Annotated in this window: 23 protein-coding genes and 1 pseudogene; 9 read left to right on the top strand and 15 right to left on the bottom strand. The window is 32.9% G+C overall.

Features of this window, described 5'->3' with window-relative positions; all coding sequences use genetic code 11:
- Positions 1-202 precede the first annotated feature (202 nt).
- The gene (locus ACTG3Y_RS04680; protein WP_439151758.1) at positions 203-2,347 is read right to left on the bottom strand and encodes a M3 family metallopeptidase; all 2,145 of its coding nucleotides are present in this window, start codon (positions 2,345-2,347) and stop codon (positions 203-205) included.
- Between the two features lie 63 nt (positions 2,348-2,410).
- Positions 2,411-3,115, bottom strand: a complete 705-nt coding sequence (locus tag ACTG3Y_RS04675) for a peptidylprolyl isomerase (RefSeq protein ID WP_439151757.1) — start codon at positions 3,113-3,115, stop codon at positions 2,411-2,413.
- A gap of 2 nt (positions 3,116-3,117) precedes the next feature.
- Here ACTG3Y_RS04675 and ACTG3Y_RS04670 point away from each other — a divergent pair, with 2 nt between their 5' ends.
- The gene (locus tag ACTG3Y_RS04670) at positions 3,118-3,759 is read left to right on the top strand and encodes an NUDIX hydrolase (protein WP_439151756.1); all 642 of its coding nucleotides are present in this window, start codon (positions 3,118-3,120) and stop codon (positions 3,757-3,759) included.
- A 48-nt stretch (positions 3,760-3,807) separates the two neighbouring features.
- A complete protein-coding gene (locus ACTG3Y_RS04665; RefSeq protein ID WP_439151755.1) occupies positions 3,808-4,608 on the top strand; it encodes a lysophospholipid acyltransferase family protein in 801 nt (266 codons plus the stop codon).
- On the opposite strand, the gene ACTG3Y_RS04660 is transcribed toward ACTG3Y_RS04665, so the two are convergent.
- The 4 genes from ACTG3Y_RS04660 to ACTG3Y_RS04645 are packed head-to-tail and all read right to left on the bottom strand — an operon-like array spanning position 4,595 to position 6,919.
- Entirely contained in the window at positions 4,595-5,065 is a 471-nt protein-coding gene (locus tag ACTG3Y_RS04660; RefSeq protein ID WP_439151754.1) for a hypothetical protein, read from the bottom strand. The genes ACTG3Y_RS04665 and ACTG3Y_RS04660 overlap by 14 nt on opposite strands.
- Positions 5,066-5,067: 2 nt before the next feature.
- Positions 5,068-5,700: a hypothetical protein gene (locus ACTG3Y_RS04655; RefSeq protein ID WP_439151753.1), complete on the bottom strand. Its 633-nt coding sequence runs from the start codon at positions 5,698-5,700 to the stop codon at positions 5,068-5,070.
- A gap of 4 nt (positions 5,701-5,704) precedes the next feature.
- Positions 5,705-6,199 (bottom strand): RNA polymerase sigma factor, encoded by a 495-nt coding sequence (locus tag ACTG3Y_RS04650; protein ID WP_439151752.1) that lies wholly within the window; start codon positions 6,197-6,199, stop codon positions 5,705-5,707.
- Between the two features lie 33 nt (positions 6,200-6,232).
- Positions 6,233-6,919, bottom strand: coding sequence for a lysoplasmalogenase (locus ACTG3Y_RS04645; protein ID WP_439151751.1), 687 nt, complete (start codon positions 6,917-6,919; stop codon positions 6,233-6,235).
- 208 nt (positions 6,920-7,127) lie between these two features.
- Between ACTG3Y_RS04645 and ACTG3Y_RS04640 the strand changes: the two genes are divergently transcribed.
- The gene (locus ACTG3Y_RS04640; protein ID WP_439151750.1) at positions 7,128-9,278 is read left to right on the top strand and encodes a TonB-dependent receptor; all 2,151 of its coding nucleotides are present in this window, start codon (positions 7,128-7,130) and stop codon (positions 9,276-9,278) included.
- A 92-nt stretch (positions 9,279-9,370) separates the two neighbouring features.
- Complete coding sequence (locus ACTG3Y_RS04635) at positions 9,371-10,096, top strand: energy transducer TonB (RefSeq protein WP_439151749.1); 726 nt, start codon at positions 9,371-9,373, stop codon at positions 10,094-10,096.
- Between the two features lie 78 nt (positions 10,097-10,174).
- Here ACTG3Y_RS04635 and ACTG3Y_RS04630 read toward each other — a convergent pair whose 3' ends face one another.
- From ACTG3Y_RS04630 to ACTG3Y_RS04615, 4 genes and pseudogenes are all read right to left on the bottom strand, one after another.
- Complete coding sequence (locus ACTG3Y_RS04630) at positions 10,175-10,699, bottom strand: GNAT family N-acetyltransferase (RefSeq protein WP_439151748.1); 525 nt, start codon at positions 10,697-10,699, stop codon at positions 10,175-10,177.
- Positions 10,700-10,712: 13 nt separating this feature from the next.
- Complete coding sequence (locus ACTG3Y_RS04625; RefSeq protein ID WP_439151747.1) at positions 10,713-10,976, bottom strand: hypothetical protein; 264 nt, start codon at positions 10,974-10,976, stop codon at positions 10,713-10,715.
- Positions 10,964-11,925, bottom strand: a pseudogene (locus ACTG3Y_RS04620) (PhzF family phenazine biosynthesis protein). Before ACTG3Y_RS04620 ends, ACTG3Y_RS04625 begins: the two are co-directional and overlap by 13 nt.
- Positions 11,879-12,436 (bottom strand): thioredoxin family protein, encoded by a 558-nt coding sequence (locus ACTG3Y_RS04615; RefSeq protein WP_439151746.1) that lies wholly within the window; start codon positions 12,434-12,436, stop codon positions 11,879-11,881. The pseudogene ACTG3Y_RS04620 and the gene ACTG3Y_RS04615 overlap by 47 nt, the downstream one beginning before the upstream one ends.
- A 35-nt stretch (positions 12,437-12,471) precedes the next feature.
- Between ACTG3Y_RS04615 and ACTG3Y_RS04610 the strand changes: the two genes are divergently transcribed.
- Entirely contained in the window at positions 12,472-12,807 is a 336-nt protein-coding gene (locus tag ACTG3Y_RS04610) for a tRNA-binding protein (RefSeq protein WP_439151745.1), read from the top strand.
- A gap of 6 nt (positions 12,808-12,813) precedes the next feature.
- Here the strand turns inward: ACTG3Y_RS04610 and ACTG3Y_RS04605 are convergent, their stop codons facing one another.
- The 4 genes from ACTG3Y_RS04605 to ACTG3Y_RS04590 all read right to left on the bottom strand — a co-directional run bounded on the left by ACTG3Y_RS04605 (position 12,814) and on the right by ACTG3Y_RS04590 (position 18,175).
- The gene (locus ACTG3Y_RS04605; RefSeq protein ID WP_439151744.1) at positions 12,814-13,284 is read right to left on the bottom strand and encodes a hypothetical protein; all 471 of its coding nucleotides are present in this window, start codon (positions 13,282-13,284) and stop codon (positions 12,814-12,816) included.
- An 86-nt stretch (positions 13,285-13,370) separates the two neighbouring features.
- Positions 13,371-15,881: a M14 metallopeptidase family protein gene (locus tag ACTG3Y_RS04600; RefSeq protein WP_439151743.1), complete on the bottom strand. Its 2,511-nt coding sequence runs from the start codon at positions 15,879-15,881 to the stop codon at positions 13,371-13,373.
- A gap of 85 nt (positions 15,882-15,966) precedes the next feature.
- Positions 15,967-16,356: a PUR family DNA/RNA-binding protein gene (locus ACTG3Y_RS04595; protein ID WP_439151742.1), complete on the bottom strand. Its 390-nt coding sequence runs from the start codon at positions 16,354-16,356 to the stop codon at positions 15,967-15,969.
- A gap of 61 nt (positions 16,357-16,417) precedes the next feature.
- Entirely contained in the window at positions 16,418-18,175 is a 1,758-nt protein-coding gene (locus tag ACTG3Y_RS04590) for an ABC transporter ATP-binding protein (RefSeq protein WP_439151741.1), read from the bottom strand.
- 132 nt (positions 18,176-18,307) lie between these two features.
- On the opposite strand from ACTG3Y_RS04590, the gene ACTG3Y_RS04585 reads away from it, so the two are divergent.
- The 4 genes from ACTG3Y_RS04585 (at position 18,308) to yajC (ending at position 21,453) form a co-directional block, all read left to right on the top strand.
- Complete coding sequence (locus ACTG3Y_RS04585; RefSeq protein ID WP_439151740.1) at positions 18,308-19,411, top strand: Glu/Leu/Phe/Val family dehydrogenase; 1,104 nt, start codon at positions 18,308-18,310, stop codon at positions 19,409-19,411.
- Positions 19,412-19,503: 92 nt separating this feature from the next.
- A complete protein-coding gene (gene nusB / locus ACTG3Y_RS04580) occupies positions 19,504-20,448 on the top strand; it encodes a transcription antitermination factor NusB (RefSeq protein WP_439151739.1) in 945 nt (314 codons plus the stop codon).
- A 134-nt stretch (positions 20,449-20,582) separates the two neighbouring features.
- Complete coding sequence (locus tag ACTG3Y_RS04575) at positions 20,583-21,152, top strand: DUF1573 domain-containing protein (RefSeq protein WP_439151738.1); 570 nt, start codon at positions 20,583-20,585, stop codon at positions 21,150-21,152.
- 10 nt (positions 21,153-21,162) lie between these two features.
- The gene (gene yajC / locus ACTG3Y_RS04570) at positions 21,163-21,453 is read left to right on the top strand and encodes a preprotein translocase subunit YajC (protein ID WP_439151737.1); all 291 of its coding nucleotides are present in this window, start codon (positions 21,163-21,165) and stop codon (positions 21,451-21,453) included.
- Between the two features lie 55 nt (positions 21,454-21,508).
- Here yajC and ACTG3Y_RS04565 read toward each other — a convergent pair whose 3' ends face one another.
- Entirely contained in the window at positions 21,509-22,000 is a 492-nt protein-coding gene (locus ACTG3Y_RS04565) for a YdeI/OmpD-associated family protein (protein ID WP_439151763.1), read from the bottom strand.
- Between the last annotated feature and the right edge of the window lie 107 nt (positions 22,001-22,107).

Raw genomic sequence — 22,107 nt, 5'->3', positions numbered from 1 at the left:
TAAACTATCTAATTGATCTTTATAGTTGGTATTTGCTACCCATGTGCCATTTAGCAAAATTTCTTCTAGCCGATTCGCTAGTTGTTTTGATGAATGCATAATTTCTTAGTAAATGTCTTAATTTCTATTAAAGATAAATTAATTCAAATAAAAACGCCCAAGACAAGGCTGTCTTGGGCGTTTTTATTATACATAGTTTTGTTTAGCTCTGGGGAATAGGAAATCCTCTGTCTTTCATTAATGCTTCTATTTTAGCATCTCGTCCTCTAAACAAACGATAGGCTTCTGCCGGATCCATAGCGTTACGCGGTGCAAATAAATATTTAACCAATTTTTCTGCTACATCCGCATCATAGAACCCGTCTGGTGCTTCTCTAAATGCTTCAGAGGCGTCGCTGGTTAAGACATCTGCCCACATGTAGCCATAATAAGCGGTTGCATAACCTTCACCAGAAAATACATGACCAAAATGTGGAGTTCTATGTCGCATAGGTAATTCCTTTGGCATACCTAGTTCGTCTAGAGTTTCACGTTCAAATTTATCGATATTTATATCTGTAGGATCTGCTAAATGTAATTTCATATCGATTAATGCAGATGCTAAATACTCAGTGGTTCCAAAACCTTGGTTAAAAGTAGACGCATTTTTAATTTTTTCAACTAATGCTGCAGGAATTGGTTCTCCGGTTTCATGATGTACTAAAAATTGATTGATTACTTTATCTGTAGACAACCAACGCTCTAATAATTGCGATTGAAACTCAGTATAATCTCTAACACCACCATTTAAAGTTGGATATTTCACATTTGATGAGAAGAAGTGAAGTGCGTGTCCGAATTCATGAAAAAAGGTAGTTGCATCGTCCCAAGAGACCAAAACAGCTTCTCCTGGTGCTGGTTTTACAAAGTTTGAATTGTTAGACGCTAACACATTTTTTTCACCTTCAAACGAGGTATAACTTCTATACGTTGTAGCCCAAGCACCTGAGCGTTTGCCTTGTCGAGCGAAAGGATCTAAATACCATAAGCCAATATGCTTACCAGAATCCTTATCTGTAACCTCCCACACCTTTACATCTTCATGAAATACAGGAACTGTACCTTCTTCTACAGGTGTGAATTTGTAATTAAACAACTCTCCTGCTGTAAAGAACATGGCTTCCGTTAATTTATCTAATTGTAAATATTGTTTTATTTCGTCACTATCTAAATCATATTTCTTTTTACGAACTTTCTCAGCATAGTAACGATAATCCCATGGTTCAATCGTGATGTTATCTCCCAATTCATTAGCCACTGCTTGCATATCAGCAACTTCTTCTTTAACACGTGCTGTTCCAGCTGGCCATACTTTAAGCATTAAATTCATGGCGTTTTCTGGCGTTTTTGCCATACGATCCTGTAATCTCCATTGCGCATAGTTGTCGTATCCTAATAAGCCCACGCGCTCTTTTCTTAACTTCAAGATCTCAGCTATGATTTTATTATTATCATATTCATCAGCATTATCTCCACGTGAATAATAATTTTCCCAAACCTGTTTGCGTAATTCGCGCTCCGTAGAATAGGTGAGAAAGGGATCCATTGAAGACCGTGTATTTGTTATAGCATACATACCTTCTTTCCCTTTATCACTCGCTATTTTTGCAGCCGATTTTACAAATCCTTCAGATAAACCACCTAGTTGATCTTCTGTTAAAAAAGTGACATAGTTTTCTTCGTCATGTAATACGTTATTAGAAAACTTGGTGTAAAGCGTAGAGAGTTCTTTGTTAATTGCTGCGTATCGTTTTTTCTTTTCTGTATCAAGATTAGCACCATTCATTTCAAAACTTTTGTAAGTAAGGTCAACCACACGTTGCGCTTGTGGTTCTAAGGGTGTTTTTTGAGACGCATCATAAACAGCTTTAATGCGTTGAAATAGTTTTTCATTCTGTGTAATTTTAGATCTAAATTCAGAAAGTTTAGGTGCTAATTCTGCCTGGACTTCTCTAAATTCTGGCGAGGACATGTTACTACTCATAATACCATAATAGGTGAAAACACGATTAAGGTCTTTACCTGCACTTTCCATGGCTACAATGGTATTTTCAAAAGTTGGATCTTCATCTGAGTTAGCAATAGCTTCAATTTCTTTCAAATTGAGATCCATGCCTTTTTCAACGGCTTCTTTAACATCTGCCACATTCATTTTATCAAAAGCAGGCACACCTTCGTAAGGTCCTGTCCATTCTTGTAGAAGTACATTGTCTGCCATTAATTTTTCTGTTGTTTTTGTGTCTTCTTTGCAACTTGCAAATAGAATAATAACGGCAAGTAGCGCCGTTTTTAGTGCTTTAGAAATCATTTTAATTAGTTTAAGATAAGTTTGGTATCTAAGGTATTAAAAAAAGAGAAAATGATGTCCTAATTATTCTATTATTTCTACTTTTCTAATGTAAACATTTTGCAGTGGCCAGTCACCTTCATCCGTTTTTACAGCATTGATTTCATCAACCACATCCATACCCTTCGTAACTTCTCCAAAAACCGTGTAATCCTTATCTAAATAAGCGGCACCACCAGGTCGTTGAACAATAAAAAACTGAAATGGAGATGCTAGTTTATAGGCATTCTCAATTTCACTACTTGGCATAGATATAGCTCCACGTTTGTGAGTAAATCCACGTTTGGTGTCTGGTGGTAAAAGATATTTACCTATTTTTTTTCGGCGTTTAGCCAGATTATAATCATCGCTGCTACCACCTTGGATTACAAAATTCTCAACCACACGATAAAACTGTGTACCCTCAAAATACTTTCTTTTGGTTAAGAAGATAAAATTGGCTCTGTGAAATTTTGTTTTTTCATAGAGTTTAATTTCTATGATACCGAAATCTGTGGTGATTCTGACTTTATCCTCCTTATGTTTTTTATCATATTCTAAAAAGAAGTCCATTGCGTTTTTATCCGTCAAGACTGGGAAATCCAGTACTACTTTAATTTTCTTTGGAGCACTTTCTTCAGTAACTGAAACAGTATCTTTGGTTATAATGACATTATTCTTTTTAGAAGTTTTTTTATCTTCACAATTCCATAATAATAAACCAATACTTACAACTAATAGAAATCTCATAAATGGTATTTAATACGTTCTTAGAATCTGTAGTAAAAATAAAACATATAGCGCTTTTTGGCGAAGCTTCACACGCAAAAATGTCTCCTCCGGATCGTTTGGAACTGGCTAAGCGCATGAAAGAAAAAGCTAAATCAGCAAAAAAAGCAGGTGTTTTAGCATTATTTTATCCTAGTGATTTAGGAAATACCAACTTGGTTTTAATACTAAGAAAAACATATAAAGGTGCACATTCTGCGCAGGTAGGTTTTCCTGGTGGAAAGTATGAAGACCAAGATAAAGACTTGTTAGTAACTGCTGTAAGAGAAACAAAGGAAGAAGTTGGTGTGCCAGAGCATATGGTGAATATTATAAAACCTATGTCACCACTTTACATACCTCCAAGTAACTTTATAGTGCATCCTTATGTAGGTGTTTCTGAACAAACACCTCAATTTATAAAACAAGAAACCGAAGTAGAAGATATTATTGAAGTTGATTTACTAGATTTCCTAAACGATAAAAATACCATAACAACCAAAGTACCAACATCTTTTAATGTTGAAGTTGATGTACCGGCATTTCAACTTAATGGTCATGTGGTTTGGGGAGCAACCGCTATGATGCTTGGTGAAATAAAAGACTTGTTAAAACAGGTCTTGTAGCTTATCATATTTATTACATTTGTATCATATAAAAACTGAACACTAACTATGGGATTATTCAAAAAGAACCCTTTTGGACATATACTTTGGGTTAAAAAGTGGTTAATTAGAATCCTTGGTTTACTTACCCATCAGCGTTTTAGAGGCTTTAATGATTTACATATAGAAGGCTCGGATATCATAAAAAATTTACCAGACACTAATGTTCTCTTTATATCTAATCACCAGACCTATTTTGCAGATGTTATTGCTATGTTTCATGTATTTAATGCTAGTTTGAGTGGTAGATTAGACAGCATTAAAAATGTAGGTTATCTGTGGAATCCGAAGCTCAACCTGTACTATGTTGCAGCCAAAGAAACCATGAAGTCTGGTTTAATTCCTAAGATATTTGCCTATACTGGTTCCATCAGTATTGAACGCACATGGCGTTCGCAAGGTAAAGATGTTAATCGCCAAGTGAAAATGAGTGATATTAGTGCGATAAAAAAAGCTTTAGATGATGGTTGGGTGGTTACGTTTCCTCAAGGTACTACAACACCATTCAAGCCTATTAGAAAGGGAACAGCACATATTATAAAACAATATAAGCCTTTAGTTGTACCAATTGTAATTGATGGTTTTAGACGCTCTTTTGATAAGAAAGGACTTCGGATAAAAAAGAAGAATATTTATCAATCTTTTGAAATAAAAGAACCACTAGATATAGATTATGAAAATGAATCTATTGCTGATATTGTGGAGAAGATTGAATTTGCCATAGAGCAACATCCTTCATTCTTAAAAGTAATCCCACAGGAAGAATTAGAGGAAAAAGAGCGCTTAAATAAAGAGCTTAGAGATTGGTAGAATTACTTTGACTTTCTTGGTTAGAATGATCTTTGATTTTTGTGTTTGGCTTAATAACAAATGCGTAAAATAACAAGACTAAACCAATAAATAGAAAAAACTTGTGCCAGTCAAACACCAATGACATGACCACAAAGACCAATCCAAGTATATACGTACTGCCTTGATTGTCTGTAGCTGTGTTTTCTTGTTTGTATAATTCTAGCGTCTGTTTTTCAATTGAATTATCGTTTTTATATAATGAAACTTCAATTGTGCTCGTTGAAAAACTCTGTTTCGACACTATATAAAATGGTACATTTTCTTTATTAAGAGATAAATTAAATCTATGTTTTCTACTTGGAAGTGATAATTTTTTAGAAATAATACTTTCATTGACCTGAATTGTTTCAATGCCTAACCAATCTACCGTGTAAGTGACTATATGTTTATCTATATGAAAAACAACAGGCTTCATTGTTAAACTTCGAGTTTCTTTAGTTCGTCATAATTTCTGTTAAGACGTTTTAATAAGATACCATAAAGCAGCTTGTAAAACAACCATATTACAATAACAAATACCGCTGTCACCAGAATAACAATGGCGTATAACATAATCATTTGTTTGGAATCGAAACTCGCAACCTGATCGTGAAATTCAGCATTTTGATTAAATTCAAAATACAACGACAATGGTATGGAAATAAAGATCATTACTAAATTGTAAATGACATAGTATTTTATGACTTTACGTGTTCTTAAAATACTCTCCATAAGTTTTTTAGCATTGTCTGTAGTAGATATTGACTTATGAGACTTATATAGCAAGTAGACAAATAAAAATATAACCAAAAAGCCCAAAACGGATAATCCAACAAATAGTGGGTTTTCATAACTACTTTCTAAGCGTTCTCTCATACTGTCTGAAAAAACATAAGGGACATAGCTAATAAGTATCCAAAATACCAATTCGGCTACACTTATGTAAAATAAAGTCTTAACTATGGACGAAGATTTTTTATGCAACATCGTGTATATATCAGAACCTGAGAACTTGCTATAATCCGATGTGCCCTTTTTCCAATCCTTCTTTAATAATTCTAATTCATCCATATAATTACGGATTTAATATTGTTTTTAGTTTCTTTTTTACACGATTCATTTTAACTCGTGCATTGACTTCAGTTATACCTAAAGTTGTGCTTATTTCTCTGTAGTTCTTATCTTCTAAATAGAGAAAGACAAGTGCTTTTTCAATATCGTTTAACTGGTGTACGGCGTTATACAATAGTTTGAGTTGTTGTTCTTCCGTATCGTCATATTCGTCTGCTTTTATTTTATATTCAACATTGTCAAACGCTTGTGTATTAATTCTTCGTTTAGATTTTCTATATAGCGTTATCGCTGTATTTAAACCAACTCTATACATCCAGGTGCTAAACTTAGAGTCCCTTCTAAACTTAGGATAAGCACGCCACAGTTGAATTGTTATTTCCTGAAACAAATCATTATGAGCATCTTTATTGTTGGTATATAAACGACATACCTTATGTACAATGTTTTGATGCTTTTGTAACTGCTCTACAAAACTATGTTCAAGTTCTTTGTTCAATTGATGAAAAATGGTTAGTTACTCAATTAGTAGTTATTCTTTAGAGTTTGTTACATTAATTTTTAATATTCCTAAAACAATAAGATATTGCGCAAGAGCATAAGTCACCATAATAAGTATATTAGATAGTGGTATTGGCTGGTAAAACTTATTGATTGCCAATATGCTATCTGAAATCATAAATAATAAAGCGCCTAAAAAAATAAGTTTATAACTCAGTTCACTCACGCTATTTTTTCTGAGATAAGCTGAGGTTGCCATGCTCAATATAACGAGCATATAAATTATAACCGGAATTAGCATAGCTTCTAAACCATCCTTTAATAAATAGAATAGAAAAGTGGCATAGACTAATAAAATTATCATAAATCCTAAAGGGGATTTAGTACTATTCTTATGTTCTAGAAAAACTAAAATATAAAAAACATGTGCTATTAAAAATGCCAGCAAACCAAAAGTGAAAAAATGAGGAGATGCATCTACAAACATTAATAAAATGTCTCCTAGTAATGCAAAAATTAAGGCTAACAGCGTTTTCGATTTTAAAGATCTGGACAAACTTTTTCCAGTATTCACAAACAGAAAGATTAAACTCGTAACAATTGCTGGCTTGACCATATAATGCGAATAATTTAAGGCTTCAGAACTGCCAGTAATCAGTTCTAAAAGCACGATTATAAAAAATAGTATACTAAACTGTTTTTCTTTGGTTGTGAGCATATTATTTATTTGAATAAGGCACGAGTCTTTGTGGTTCTCTTTAAATAGAATAGTGGATTAAAATCAAATATATTCAATTCATCATTATAAAATAACAGTTCGGTTAATTAGAATTCTTTTTAGGTGATAAATCCTTCAACTTTGTATCACAATCATACTGAAATTAATTCAACTCAAGAAAATCAAGCAGTTAATCATCAATCAAAAAATGAAAACTTCAATCACTTTAATCTTATTGCTTTTTACCACCTTTTGCTATACGCAGACCACTATTTCTGGAAAAGTTATAGATCAAAAAAATCAACCCATTATGGGAGCCAATGTCTATATAGATGGCACTTATGATGGAGCAACTACAAATGAAGTTGGTAAATTTCTATTTACAACCGAAGAAACAGGTTTAAAATCACTAGTGATTTCATACTTGTCTTATGAGACAAAAACACTAACAAAAGACATTTCAGAATTATCTGATTTAGTTGTTAATTTACGCGAAGATGTAGAGTCTTTAGATACCGTAGTTTTAAGTGCTGGAACATTTGAAGCTAATGACAACAGTAAGGTCTCAGTTTTAAAACCTTTAGATGTTGTGACTACTGCAAGTGCCTTAGGAGACTTTGTTGGAGCTTTGCAAACACTTCCAGGTACATCTAATATCTCTGAAGATGGTCGCTTATTTGTAAGAGGTGGTAACGCTGATGAAACTCAAATTTTTATAGATGGTATCAGAGTATTTACACCATACTCGCCTACTACTAATAATATACCAACACGTGGTAGATATTCGCCATTCTTATTTGACGGTATTACATTTTCTACAGGAGGCTATTCTTCTGAATATGGCCAGGCTTTATCAAGTGTGCTTTTATTAAATACAATTGATGAACCAGATCAGGAAAAAACAGATATTGGTATTATGACGGTTGGTGGAACACTGGGAAATACTCAGAAATGGGAAAAGTCATCATTAAGTGCTAATGCATCTTATATAAATCTGGCACCATATTTAGCTGTATTTAAAGATAGAAACGACTGGCAAACACCTTATACAGGTGCACAAGGAGAAACAGTTTTTAGGCAACGACTTAATAATGGTATGCTGAAATTTTATGCTGCGTTTGACACGTCTAAGTTTGAGCTCACTCAAGAAGATATTAATTTAGATGATGGCTTAGATTTTAAACTAAACAACAATAACTTTTATTTAAATACATCATATAAAGGTGTATTTGGTAATGGCTGGACTATTAATACAGGAATAAGTTATACCTACGCTATCAACGATTTAGGAGTTGAAACAAGTGATATTTCCAATACGGAAAATTCATTGCATCTTAAGTTTAAACTAAAAAAACGTTTTAATAGCAGGTTTAAGATAAGCTTTGGAGCAGATCAGTTTATTACAACTTTTAATGAGAACTTTAAAGATGGATCAATAAATGAAGATTATGGTTTTGAGAATAACATTACAGCAGGTTTTGCCGAGGCAGATCTTATTTTTTCTAAAGACTTGGCTTTAAAAGTTGGATTAAGAGCAGATCATAGTGTTATTTTTAATACTACTGATTTTGCTCCAAGAACTGCATTGGCTTATAAGACTTCGGACAATGGACAAATCTCTTTAGCTTATGGTAATTTCTTTCAAAATCCGAATAGTGCCATCTTGAAATTCGAAGATAATTTACAAGCAGAACAAACCACACATTACATTTTAAATTATCAATATGTAAACAATGGAAAAATATTTAGAGCAGAAGCTTACAGAAAGGATTATGATAATTTAGTAAAGTTTGACACTCAATTTGAAAGTTTTGATACTAACTATAATTCTTCAGGATATGGTTATGCGCAAGGCATTGATATCTTCTGGAGAGACAACACAAGTATTAAGAATTTAGATTATTGGGTGAGTTACTCATATTTAGATACAGAACGTGATTATAGAAACTTTGAATCATCAGCACAACCCAATTATGCAACTAATCACAACTTATCTATTGTAGGTAAATATTGGATAGATAGTTGGAAAAGTCAATTAGGATTAGCCTATGGATACTCTTCAGGTAGACCTTATACAAATCCTAATACCAATAAATTTTTAAGTGAGCGAACAAAGCCTTTTAATAGTTTAAGCTTTAATTGGGCATATCTATTAGATCAGCAAAAGATTTTGTATTTCTCGGTAAATAATATTTTAGGGTTCAATAATATCAACGGTTATCAGTATGCAAATACACCAGATATAAATGGTCAATTTAATAAGAGAGCCTTGACTCCTGCAGCAGATCAGTTCTTTTTTGTTGGCTTATTTTGGACCATTAGTGAAGACGGTAAAGACAATCAATTAGACAATCTCTAAATTGTTAAAATATTGATTTTGATTCTAACATGACATTTGTCATACTTTTTACGCTTTATGATAATTAACTTTATAATATAAAATTAAACGTCATGGAACTCAAGAAGAACCCAAAAGCCAATGTAGGTCGAAACAGCAATTTATATTTTGCTGTTGGCTTAAACGTAATGTTAGTCTTAACATATTTAGGACTTGAACATAAGACTTACGAAAGAGAAGGTACTAAGATTGATATCTTAATGTTAGATGAGCAAATAGATGAAGATATTCCTATTACTACGATTAACATCCCACCACCACCACCTCCAAAAACAATTGTTACAGAAGCTATTTCGGTAGTTGAAGATGTTGAGGACATAGAAGAAACTGTTATTGAAAGTACAGAATTAGGTCAGGATGATGTTATTGAAGAACGAGAAGTAGGTATAGAAGATTTAGAAGTAGAAGAGGTTGAAGAAGATCTAGAAGTACCATTTGCAGTGATAGAACGTGTGCCAGTATTCCCTGGATGTAAAGGAAATAACGCTGAATTAAAGGCATGTTTCCAACAAAAAATGCAAAAGCATTTACTAAAACACTTTAAGTATCCTGAATTAGCTGCAGAATTAAATATAAAAGGTAGAGTGTATGTATTCTTCTTAATAGATAAGAATGGTAAAGTAACAAAGATAAAGAGTCGTGGGCCTGATAAGTTATTGGAGACAGAGGCAGAACGTATTATAAGTTTACTTCCTGAAATGAAACCTGGTAAGCAACGTAATAAACCTGTAGGTGTTCCTTACAGTATTCCGATTAACTTTAAACTAGAACAACAATAAACATAAAGTCATATTTAACACTCGATTTAGACTAATTTGATTGATAATAAAACCTCTTGGAAAAGGGGTTTTGTTATTTTAGATATTTGGATTTTTTATGATATACCAATTACATAAGTCACCTTCAAATTCGAAAGTACCATTGGGTTGCATTCCTATTTTTTTTAGAATGCTATTAGATGCGATATGATTTATACCAGCTGCTGCACATATTTTTTTTAATTTTAAAGTATTAAAACCATGATCTAGTGATGCCAATGCAGCTTCAGTAGCAAAGCCTTTATTCCAAAATTGTTCTTTTAGCCTATATCCTAGATCATAGTAATTAAACGCTTTTCTCAAATTCTGCTCATATTTTATGCCAGACCAACCGATAAATTCTTTTGTATCTTTTTTAATTATCGCTAATCGACCCATTCCAAATTCTCCATACTGCTTTAAAATGTCATTAATCATCTCCTTTGATTGATCAATAGTTTTTACAGGATTGTTTCCTAAAAATTTATGCACATTTGGGTTAGAATCTAATTCAAAGAAATCATCGATATCACCTAATATTACAGGTCTTAAGATAAGGTGTGGTGTTTCTAAAACTGTATTCATTATAGTAATTTGCTTAGTAGTTTATAAGAAATATAAAAACTATGATGAGTGCCAAATAGAAAAGCCTGCCAAAAATAGTTAGTTCTCTAGCTTGTTTAATTTTTAAATTGAAACCATATTCTTCAAATCTCTTTATTTCTGTTTCATTAAAATCATTATTTTGATTTGGACTAAAAAAACCGATAGTAATGAAGAAAAAAGTAAAAGCTTCAGAGTTAGTTAGAGGAATCTTTTTTCGATTTTTTTTATTTTCTTTTTCTAAGTTTAAATTTTCCATTGTCCTTTACTAAGATCAACAACATTACCACCAACATTTATTTGATAGGTGTCATTCACTTTTTTACCATCTAAATAAATATATGATTTTCTTTTCATCTGAAACCCTTGTTCAACCGTCGCTTTTAGTTCTGTAGTTTGATACTTTAGCAAATAGGCCAATAAACAACCGTTAGCACTTCCTGCAGCAGCTTCAATCATAGAGTTTCCTTCAACACAAAACATTCTTAAGTTATATTGACTTGAATCTTCAAATGTTTCTTCCGTTATAAAAAATAAAGAGGTTGTTAATCCTGCTTCGCTATTAGATTTGTGCTTGTTATGTGATTTTAAATAGTTTAAAACACTTTGATAATCAACAACGATACTATTTATAGCTTCCAAAGTTTTTATTGGAATTATTATATAAGGTAAACCAGTACTTATTTCGGCTAGTGGTTTAGTATTATCAATAAGTTCATAATTTATACCTAACTCTTCTGAAATGTCTTTAGACTCAATAGTATCTATGAATTCTGGTTGTACCTGCGTCATTGTAAACTTAGCCGAATCAATATCGCTCGGTGAATCAATTGTCACAGAAATATCTCCTTTCTTTAGTTTGAGTACTATTAAATTTTTTGGCTGAGGTATTAGATATTTAGAAATAATAAACGCTGTACCTAAAGTTGGGTGACCAGCAAAAGGCACTTCATACTCTGGTGTGAATATGCGAACCTCAAATTCAGTGTTATTAACGTTTTTTTTATGAATGAGACTTCAGAAAAATTAAGCTCTCTTGCAATATGAAGCATGTCCTCATCAGAAAGTAAATCTTCATAATCTACAAATACGCCAAGCTGATTCCCGCCATATTTTTGAGTAGTAAATACATCAACGATATAAAAATCTATAGTATTCAAATTATTCTTTCCACTTAATATTACAACCCATACTTGGTTTTTGATCACTGCTTATAGCTTCATTATTCACCAAAGCATCCATAGCCGCTCTCAAATCTTTTCCTGTTACAGGAATATCATTTCCAGGTCTTGAGCTATCTAATTGGCCTGCATAAACTAAAGCTAAATCACCATCAAATAAGAAAAAATCTGGTGTACAAGCTGCATCATAGGCCTTAGCAATCTCTTGTGTTTTATCGTACAAATAAGGAAAAGGATAGTTATTATCCTTCGCGTGTTGCTTCATTTTATCTGGTCCATCTTGCGGATAATTCACCACATCATTGCTAGAAATTGCAATACAGTTAATTCCTTTTGATGCATAATCATTAGCAAGCTTAACGAGTTGCTCATTGACATGAATTACAAAAGGGCAGTGGTTACAAATAAACATTACTAAAGTACCAGTATCTCCTTTTAAACCGTTTAGAGATTTTATTTGGTCATCGGTAGTATCTACTAATCTGAAATCTGGAGCTTTTGTGCCTAAAGGCAACATGTTAGAAGGTGTTAATGCCATTATTTTAACTAAATTTTATTTACTAATTTTAGTGAATGGATAAGATAATAACATTTGAGGACTTTACAAAGGTAGATTTACGCGTGGGCACTATTGTTGAAGCCAATGACTTTCCAAATGCAAACAAACCAGCTTATCAGCTAACCATAGATTTTGGTGATTTAGGCTTAAGAAAATCCTCAGCACAAATTACGACTCAGTATACCAAAGAAGATCTAATTCATAGGCAGGTTGTAGCAATAGTTAATTTTCCAAAAAAGCAAATAGCCAATTTTATGAGTGAATGTCTAGTTATGGGTGCAGTTAAGGAAGACGATGTATTTTTACTTCATCCTGAGACCAAGGTTAAGAATGGCTCTCAAGTACTATAATGTAGGCTATCTTTCGAAACTCCTCCAGATTGCTGCATCAGTCACAATTCTCGCATCATCTATTCTTCCTAGGTAACCGAAATCTATATAAAAGTTGGTTTCATCTCCTTCAATTTTAGGACCATATAGAAGACCATTAAAATCAAGTTCGTTACCGTCTATTATTATATAATTAGTATCTTCAAAACTAACGATTTCATAGTTACGTTCTCCCATATTTGAAGGAAGTGGATAATTTTCCTCTAAATTATTGATAATCGTGAGGGTTGAATTATCAGTATCAAATTCAAAGGTTACTAATCCTTCCTCAATTTCTGGATAACTACCCCAGCCTGAAACAGCTCTTGTTAAATTCCAAACCCCATTTAATGGATCCGATGGGTCATTAGAATTATTATTGTTGTCGTTTTCAACACTACAACTAATAAACGAAATAAGCCCAAGGGTAATAATGAATGTTAAAAGTTTATCTTTCATAATTAATCTGCGTTGTTCTACTTTATGGCTATGGAAATAGTAAAACGGTTGAGGTTAAAGTTAATAAAATTTTAACTGTAAACTACTTACAACTCTTCTCTAAAGAAAATAGCATTCATTAATAGTTTATTAGTACCGTACCAAAATGCCCTAAAATTGGTATTATCTGTAAATGCAACAATAGTACCTCTCCCAATGCCACCAATTTTTAATGGTACTGATAGACTCAAGCTATCCAGGTTTTCTTCAGAAATATAACCACTTAATAATGGGTTCTTGGTATACTGAATTGGATTGTTATAACTGTTTTTATCAGCATTTATAAATAAAGTAGTGTTTCTAAACATGGCGAGTTCATCATTCTTATATCCAAAATTAATCGGGTGAGAACGATCTAGTTTAGTTTCAAAAATCGCACCACCAATGACTTGTGCACCTCTAAAATCAACGCGTTGTTCGTAACTGATATTTTTTGCTTTTAGACTGTTATTCTTTTTAAAATCAATTTTTATTAATTCTTTACTATTCAACCATCTTAATGCATTTCTGTAGGCGACAAGTGTGCCTCCATTTTGTATCCAGGTTTTTAATTTTTTGGTATTGTTGTCGTCTAAACCGGAATATGAATTAACCATTATAATGGTGTTATAACGGCTAAGATCTGCTCTTCTAAAATTTTTAGTGTCTAATTTTGTTGCAATGATATCATAACGCGTATCTAGTAAATGCCAAATCTCCCCTGCATCATAAGAGGTTATGCCATCACCAACCAAAAGTGCAATCTTAGGTAATTCTAAAGATCTGAAGTTATTACTCCCTAAATCAATACCATCATTTAGTCCTGTTGAAACAGCATCAATTGTAATGTAGCTTTCCTGAGAAAGTTGATTCAATAATGTATAGACCTTATCACTAGACATATCTTGGTTTTGAGCAGGAATCATAATAGTACCATAGTCATAGGGTTTACCATTAGCCTTAAATGTTTTCATGCTTACTTTTGCTCTTAAGCCCTTTTTTAAAACTTGGTTTAAGAGCTTTGGTGAGTAATATTCATTCCATTCAAATAAATAAGCGTAGTCGCTTTTTGAAGTCACTCCACCATTACGATGTTGTAAATCTTTAACTTCAGCACCTGCCTCAGCAGTTGTAGTTTCGGTATAATCTAAATTAAATGCCAATGGAAATGTCCATGCAGAAATATCATAAAACAAACTATCTTGAAACGTTGTACGTTTCTCAAACATTGCATTAATTAATCTGGTATTCTTTTGATTTTTTGGCACGATGTAGCTGTAGCCTTTTTTGTAACGTTTTCCATTTTTAGTAAAATCGGATTTTACATCATGAATACTTATGTGATGTCGTTTTAAGATTTCAGCTAAATGATAAGTCTTCGCAGCGTCTTTTTCATCGCCAAAAACAATGGCCTTGTTACCTTCTTTACTTGCTTCACTTCTTGCATTTTTAAAAAAGTTATGTTGATATTCTAGAATCTCTTTACGCAGACCATTAGCTGCTTCTAGTGTAGATAAAGCTGCCGTAAATTGATTTCTTATGGTAAAAGGAAAAGTTAGCAAACCGTTATCACTTTCTTGTATGTGTCCACGAGAACTGGCTTGTTCAAATAAAATTCCGATACCTCCATTAATATCTGGGAATGTTGAGCCTTTACCATAATAGAAGTCGTCAAAACTCTCTTCAGAATAATACAATGAACCAATTTCGTCTAATGCTTTAGCGTGATATGTGGCTATGCCTTTAGTTAATTCTTGATTTAGTTTAGGAGTTAATGGATGTGTACGTGAAGGAATACCAGGTTGAAAAAAGAAACTCGAATTTGTACCCATTTCATGATGATCTGTTAAGATGTTTGGTAACCAATTATGAAAGGTGTTAATGCGAGCTCTAGATTCTGGTAATTGCACAGGTAACCAATCTCTATTCATGTCAAACCAGTAGTGATTGGTTCTCCCTCCTGGCCATACTTCCCTGTACTCGCGATCATTTGGATCTGGATTAAGATTCATGCCTCTATTGGTATTGGCCCAATAGGCGAAGCGTTGTAAACCATCCGGATTAAATGAAGGATCAAATAGAATGACTGTATTGTCCAAGAGATTTTCTATTTCAGAACCTTGTCCGGCGGCTAAATAATAAGCAACTAATAAACCTGCATTTGCGCCACTTGGTTCATTACCATGGATAGAAAACCCTTGGTAAACCACTATAGGGCGATCTTCTATGTTAGCATCATTAGATGCGGTAGCATTAATATGCACTGATTGTATAGCATCAATTTTTTTATGATTTTCTGGAGAGGTAATCGTTAGTAGGAGTAATGGTCTATCTTCAAATGTCTTTCCTCTATCTTCTATTGAAATACGATCAGATGAATTGGCTAAGGCATACATATATTGTACAAGCTTGTCGTGCGTAATATGCCATTTCCCAACATTATGACCAATAATGCTCTCTGGAGTTGGTATGCTTGAATCGTACTGTATGTCTTGTGGGAGATAGTAAGATAAGTCTGTTTGAGATTGTGATAATAGAGTAGAGGTTACTAATAAAAATAAGAGAGCAATATGTCGCATAAATTTTGATAGTTGGTTAGAGGTTAAAAATAAAAAAACCACTACGAAGGGTAGTGGTTTTTTATTTTAATTTAACAATAGTTATTTAGATATCATCAAAACTAATATCTGTAAAACTATCTGTATTATTTGTGTCTTCTGGAGTTTTAGCTTCTTGCTTTACGAAATCGTCCTCACGTTTAAAGTCTTTCTGATGACGCTCGCTTATTACTTCTTCACCCTTTTCTGTTATTATATAGTCTGTCATTTCTGCTAAAATCTCTCTAAATTCAGAAAAGTCTTCTTTATATAAATAGATTTTATGCTTTTTGTAATGAAAAGAACCATCGTCATTGGTGAACTTTTTACTCTCCGTTATGGTTAGATAATAATCACCTGCTTTGGTAGCTCTAACATCAAAGAAGTAGGTTCTACGACCAGCGCGTAATACTTTTGAGTATATTTCCTCTTTGTCCATCATTCCATAATCGCTCATAGCTATTTTTTATTTTTAATTAAACCCAAAAATCTAAAAAAAAAGTAAAGTAAACAACAATTTATAACATTTCTTTTTCAGAGAGTTGTTTCGTGTAAAGTTCTTTGTAGTAACCGTCAGTATTGATTAGCATTTCATGGGTTCCTGACTGAATAACTTTACCGTCTTCTAAGACAATAATTTGGTCTGCATTTTTAGCCGAAGACACACGATGACTTACTATTATTGTAGTTTTATCTTTAGTCAGCTTGACTAAGTTTTTAAGTATTTTTTCTTCTGTTTCTGTATCTACAGCAGATAAGCAGTCGTCAAATAATAGAATGTCTGGTTTCTTTATTATAGCTCTCGCAATGGAAACACGCTGTTTTTGTCCACCAGAAAGCGTTATACCTCTTTCTCCCAAAATGGTGTCATAACCCTTGTTAAATCCAATGATATTTTTATGTACTCTGGCATTTTTAGCTGCCTCAATAACTTCATCATCAGTGGCATTCTCTTTACCGAACATTATGTTATTTCTTATAGTGTCGGAGAACAAGAATGCATCTTGTGGCACGTAACCAATACTTTGTCGTAAGCTGTAAATATTAAGTTGTGATATAACCTTATCGTCTATAAGAACATTGCCTTGATCTACATCATACAACCGACCAATTAAATCGAGTATAGTGGATTTTCCAGATCCAGTTTTACCCAGTATTGCTAGCGTTTCACCAGATTTAAGACTAAAACTCACATCTTTCAAAGCCTCAATATTAGTATCTGGATATACAAAAGAAACATTCTTAAATTCTATATCTCCCTTTATTGGAGTTAATTCATTAGCCTTATTTTGAATGTCTGGTTCGGTTTTTAAGAACTCATTGATACGTTCTTGAGAAGCTTCAGCTTGCTGAACCAATGACGTTACCCAGCCAACTGTTGCAACTGGCCATGTTAGCATGTTTACATAAATGATAAACTCTGCAATAGTACCGATGTTTTCTATTTCACCATTCATGTATTGCGTACCACCAACATAGATTACAATAAGATTACTAATGCCAATAAGTAAAATCATTAAGGGGAAAAATAATGCCTGTACTTTGGTTAAATTAATTTGCTTCTGCCTGTTTTCATTAGAAAGACCTTCAAACTCAATATTAGTTCTTGGCTCTATACCGTAAGATTTTATAACAGAAATACCACTAAACGTTTCTTGAGAATATGTAGATAAAGTCGATAAGGATTCTTGCACTATCGTACTTCGCTTATTAATTAATCGACTTAATTTATAAATCGCTACGGATAGAATAGGTAAAGGTACCAATGTATACAAAGTCAGTTTTGGAGCAGCATTTACCATGTATATAATTGCAACCGTAAATAAAGTAATTGTATTAATGGTATACATTATAGCAGGTCCAGCGTACATACGTACTTTACCAACATCTTCACTAATACGATTCATAAGGTCACCAGTTCTGTTAGATTTGTAAAAGTTTAGAGAAAGTACCTGATAATGTTTATAGATTTCATTTTTTAAATCATATTCTATAAATCGTGATACATTAATAATAGTTTGGCGCATTAAAAATGTAAAAAGCCCTGCAACTACGGCTGCACCAATAAGATAAAGAATGTTTATCATTAATTCGCTTCTAAAAACCGCATCAGAGATTTTCCCATCTAGACGGTCTGAAACTACATTAATAGAGGCACCTATTAATCTTGGTGTAAAAAGTGCAAATATCTTGGCTACTATAGTTATGATAACACCAATGATTAAGCGATATCTATACTTAAAAAAATATTTGTTTAAATGTCTTAATGCTTTCATAATGCTGTTGGTCAGTCAAAAATATTGCGATAATCCTATTTTATAGTTAATATTTTGCTAATCCTCTAATTATAATATATTTTTGCACGCTGTTTTTAGCTAATCTTCAAACAGCCTAAATCAAAACTTTACATGACTTCAGATGTTATAAGCTCTGGTGAGCTTTCAAAAATAGATCCCGTTTTTGGGCAATACTCTTTTGATGATCACGAGCAAATAGTATTTTGTAATGACAAAGATACTGGTTTAAAAGCTATAATTGGAATACATAATACGGTTTTAGGACCAGCATTAGGCGGAACAAGAATGTGGCAATATAATAATGAATGGGAAGCCTTAAACGACGTATTGCGTTTATCACGTGGTATGACGTTTAAATCAGCAATCACAGGTTTAAATCTAGGTGGTGGAAAAGCTGTTATTATAGGTGACGCTAAAACTCAAAAAACACCAGAGCTAATGCGACGTTTTGGTGAGTTTGTACATTCTTTAAGTGGTCGTTACATTACAGCAGAAGATGTAGGTATGGCTACTGAAGACATGGATACTGTTAGAGAAGTTACACCTTACGTTACTGGGATTTCTGAAAGTAAAGGTGGAGCAGGTAATCCGTCCCCTATAACTGCCTATGGTGTATTTATGGGAATGAAAGCTGCAGCAAAATTTCAGTATGGTTCTGATGTTTTAGAAGATAAAAATGTATATGTACAAGGTATTGGTAATGTAGGAGAAGCTTTGGTAGAGCATTTAGTAAATGAAGGTGCAAATGTAACAATCGCCGATATTAGTCAGGATAGACTAGAAGAAGTCCGTACTAAATATGGTGCCACAATCTATGGAGGAAATGACATATATAGTGAGGATATGGATATTTATGCACCCTGTGCACTTGGTGCAACGGTAAATGATGAGACTATTTACAAATTAAGAGCAAAAATTGTAGCAGGTGCGGCTAATAATCAATTGGCTGAAGAAAAGAAACACGGTAAAATTTTACAAGAACGTGGTATTGTATACGCTCCGGACTTTTTAATTAATGCTGGTGGTATAATCAATGTTTACGCAGAGTTAGAAGACTATGATAGGCAAGAGATAATGCGTAAAACAGAAAATATTTACAATACAACTTTAGAGATTTTGGATAATGCAAAAGTGAATAATTTAACTACTCACAATGCAGCAATGAACATTGCTAGAGAACGTATTGAAACTCGAAAGAGAGAAAATTCTAAATAATTTTTTTACGATTCAAATAATAGTATTTTTGCAAGGTGAATTTTCAATAATTCACCTTTTTTTAATAATCTAAATTAAGTTAGTTCTTAAACATGCTAAACCGAAGACACATCAGAATAAAAGTAATGCAAACCTTGTATGCTTTTAAAGGAACAGAAAGTGATGATCTTACAAAAGATGAGAAATTTTTACTTCACAGTTTAGATAGCATGTATGATTTGTACCTATCCATTTTAGCACTTTTAATAGAGTTGCAAAAGAAGAGTTTAAACCACAATTCCAAATTACAAAAAAGACATTTAGCTACTGATATAGATAAGAACCCGAGCACTAAGTTTCAAGAGAATCAGATTTTAGAATTGCTTAGTAGCAATAAAATGTTACAAGAAGTTGTAACCAAACGTAAATTGAATTTTTGGGACTTGGATTTTGAATACGTAGATATCCTTTTTAAAGAGATTATAAAAAGTGATTTGTACAATAAATATATCAATGCTTCGGAAACGTCATTTCATACAGACAAGCAGTTTATAATAAATATCTATTCTGATATTATTGCACCAAACGACAAATTGTACGATTATATTGAAGATAAAAAATTAACTTGGGTAGATGACTTGCCAGTCGTCAATACAGCAATGCTTAAGATATTAAGAAAACTCAAATTAACATCACCTGAGACGGCTGTATTACCATCATTATACAAGGATGATGACGATATAAAGTTTGCTAAGGACCTTTTCAAAAAAACCTTGTTGAACAGTTCGGCATTCTCACAAGAAATTGCAGAAAAAACTATGAATTGGGATTCAGAACGTTTAGCGAGTTTAGACGGAGTCTTATTAAAAATGGCACTTTGTGAATTTCAAAAATTCCCTTCAATTCCTCAAAAAGTAACTATTAACGAATATTTAGAAATCGCTAAAGAATATTCAACACCAAAAAGTAGCATGTTTATCAATGGTATTTTGGATAGAATAGTGAAAGAATATCAGAAAGAAAATAAGCATCCAAAAGCAGGAAGAGGGCTATTATAATTAATGATTTGTTAAGGTTTTACGTGTTTCAACCGATTATCTGTTAACAATAGCCTGAAAATTTCATTTGATTGAAAATATTACTACCTTTGTCAGCTGAAACAATTTAGTAACAAATAATAAAAAATATAGTAATGAAAAAAGTAATTTTAGGACTTAGCGCATTATGTATGGTAGCCTTTACTTCATGTAAGGATGACGCTACAAGTAAAATCAAATCTGAAAATGTTGCTGTAGCAGCAGAGAGAGATGCAAATGCTGGTGATTTTCCAGTTATAGCATTTGATAAAACAGAACACGATTTCGGAACTATTGAGAACGGAACACCAGTAGAAACTGTATTTAATTATACAAATACAGGTGAATCAATGTTAGTCGTTAGTAATATTAAAAGTACTTGTGGTTGTACAGTACCGTCTAACTGGACTAAAGAAGTAGCACCAGGACAAACAGGTGAGTTTACAGTAAAATTTAATGGAAAAGGAAACGGTAACAAAGTTTCTAAATCTATTACTATGACAACAAATACCGAAAAGGGTAGTGAAGTTGTAAAGATCACTGCATTTGTGGAAAAAGACCCAAACGCACCAGCTAAGCCAGCTCAAAAAGCCGGTAGTGCTTCTATTACACCAGTATCTTCTAATAGTAACTCTGTTGTTAAGACGTCAACTCAACCAGGTCACGAAGGTCATAACCACAACTAATTAGTATTGAATGGAAGGATTAGGATCATTTTTACCCTTTATTGCCATTTTCGCTGTAATGTATTTCTTTATGATTGCACCACAAATGAAACGTGCTAAGCAAGAGAAAAAGTTTGCAGGCGAGTTAAAACGTGGCGATAGAGTTATCACAAAAAGTGGTATGCATGGTAAAGTTGTAGAACTAAATGATAAAGATAATAGCTGTGTTATAGAAACTATGGCTGGCAAAATTAAATTTGATCGTTCTGCAATTTCTATGGAAATGAGTAAAAAATTAAACGCACCAGCAACTGCAAAGTAAGTTGGTTAGTAAAATAATATAGAAAAGCCGTTCTAAATAGAGCGGCTTTTATTATTTAACAGTTTTTGTATTTATCATTAAGGCCAACACCTTTAATAATCATAGGTGTAATTTTTTCGAGTCGACTAAATTTTGTTGCGTCTCGTTTAGCATCGGCAATATAAGCGCAATATTCTCTTTGTTTACCGTGTGTTAATCCTTCAAAACCTCTATTTAGCTTTGAATTTATCTTTAAAGCACTTTTCAATTCTTCTGGGATGTTAGCCTGTTTAGTATTTCGTTTCGGTTTTATTTCCTTTCCTAGTCTTTGGTTTTCAATGGCTTCTTTGATATAAGTCAATACCTCAGTTTCGTTGATGTCCGCTAAGCTAGAAAAACGCATTTGTCTAAGTGCCTTCGTTTTATTCTCTTGAGCGTTGACTAGCAAATTTTGTTCATCTTTTAAAAATACACCATTAAAAAACCAAATGCCAAAATGGTGTTTAAAAGCACCAAGACCTATTACGTTTTTTCCGTTAAGTGCATATACAGGAGCATTCCATTTAATAGTTTCTTCTAATTCTGTTTTATTAATTATGTTTCGAAGTACCGTGAGTTCTTCGGCATAATGCGCATTGACTTCTATATATTCTTTTACTGAATTAACTTTTTTTA

Origin of the sequence: Winogradskyella sp., assembly GCF_965656915.1 — a bacterium.
Lineage (GTDB): Bacteria > Bacteroidota > Bacteroidia > Flavobacteriales > Flavobacteriaceae > Winogradskyella.
This window is presented reverse-complemented; position numbering and strand designations above follow the sequence as displayed.

Bases quoted from the DNA above. Each gene is read 5' to 3' on its own strand.
- ACTG3Y_RS04680 (WP_439151758.1), bottom strand. From the start codon at position 2,347: ATGATTTCTAAAGCACTAAAAACGGCGCTACTTGCCGTTATTATTCTA.
- ACTG3Y_RS04675 (WP_439151757.1), bottom strand. From the start codon at position 3,115: ATGAGATTTCTATTAGTTGTAAGTATTGGTTTATTATTATGGAATTGT.
- ACTG3Y_RS04670 (WP_439151756.1), top strand. From the start codon at position 3,118: ATGGTATTTAATACGTTCTTAGAATCTGTAGTAAAAATAAAACATATA.
- ACTG3Y_RS04665 (WP_439151755.1), top strand. From the start codon at position 3,808: ATGGGATTATTCAAAAAGAACCCTTTTGGACATATACTTTGGGTTAAA.
- ACTG3Y_RS04660 (WP_439151754.1), bottom strand. From the start codon at position 5,065: ATGAAGCCTGTTGTTTTTCATATAGATAAACATATAGTCACTTACACG.
- ACTG3Y_RS04655 (WP_439151753.1), bottom strand. From the start codon at position 5,700: ATGGATGAATTAGAATTATTAAAGAAGGATTGGAAAAAGGGCACATCG.
- ACTG3Y_RS04645 (WP_439151751.1), bottom strand. From the start codon at position 6,919: ATGCTCACAACCAAAGAAAAACAGTTTAGTATACTATTTTTTATAATC.
- ACTG3Y_RS04640 (WP_439151750.1), top strand. From the start codon at position 7,128: ATGAAAACTTCAATCACTTTAATCTTATTGCTTTTTACCACCTTTTGC.
- ACTG3Y_RS04635 (WP_439151749.1), top strand. From the start codon at position 9,371: ATGGAACTCAAGAAGAACCCAAAAGCCAATGTAGGTCGAAACAGCAAT.
- ACTG3Y_RS04630 (WP_439151748.1), bottom strand. From the start codon at position 10,699: ATGAATACAGTTTTAGAAACACCACACCTTATCTTAAGACCTGTAATA.
- ACTG3Y_RS04625 (WP_439151747.1), bottom strand. From the start codon at position 10,976: ATGGAAAATTTAAACTTAGAAAAAGAAAATAAAAAAAATCGAAAAAAG.
- ACTG3Y_RS04615 (WP_439151746.1), bottom strand. From the start codon at position 12,436: ATGGCATTAACACCTTCTAACATGTTGCCTTTAGGCACAAAAGCTCCA.
- ACTG3Y_RS04610 (WP_439151745.1), top strand. From the start codon at position 12,472: ATGGATAAGATAATAACATTTGAGGACTTTACAAAGGTAGATTTACGC.
- ACTG3Y_RS04605 (WP_439151744.1), bottom strand. From the start codon at position 13,284: ATGAAAGATAAACTTTTAACATTCATTATTACCCTTGGGCTTATTTCG.
- ACTG3Y_RS04600 (WP_439151743.1), bottom strand. From the start codon at position 15,881: ATGCGACATATTGCTCTCTTATTTTTATTAGTAACCTCTACTCTATTA.
- ACTG3Y_RS04595 (WP_439151742.1), bottom strand. From the start codon at position 16,356: ATGAGCGATTATGGAATGATGGACAAAGAGGAAATATACTCAAAAGTA.
- ACTG3Y_RS04590 (WP_439151741.1), bottom strand. From the start codon at position 18,175: ATGAAAGCATTAAGACATTTAAACAAATATTTTTTTAAGTATAGATAT.
- ACTG3Y_RS04585 (WP_439151740.1), top strand. From the start codon at position 18,308: ATGACTTCAGATGTTATAAGCTCTGGTGAGCTTTCAAAAATAGATCCC.
- nusB (WP_439151739.1), top strand. From the start codon at position 19,504: ATGCTAAACCGAAGACACATCAGAATAAAAGTAATGCAAACCTTGTAT.
- ACTG3Y_RS04575 (WP_439151738.1), top strand. From the start codon at position 20,583: ATGAAAAAAGTAATTTTAGGACTTAGCGCATTATGTATGGTAGCCTTT.
- yajC (WP_439151737.1), top strand. From the start codon at position 21,163: ATGGAAGGATTAGGATCATTTTTACCCTTTATTGCCATTTTCGCTGTA.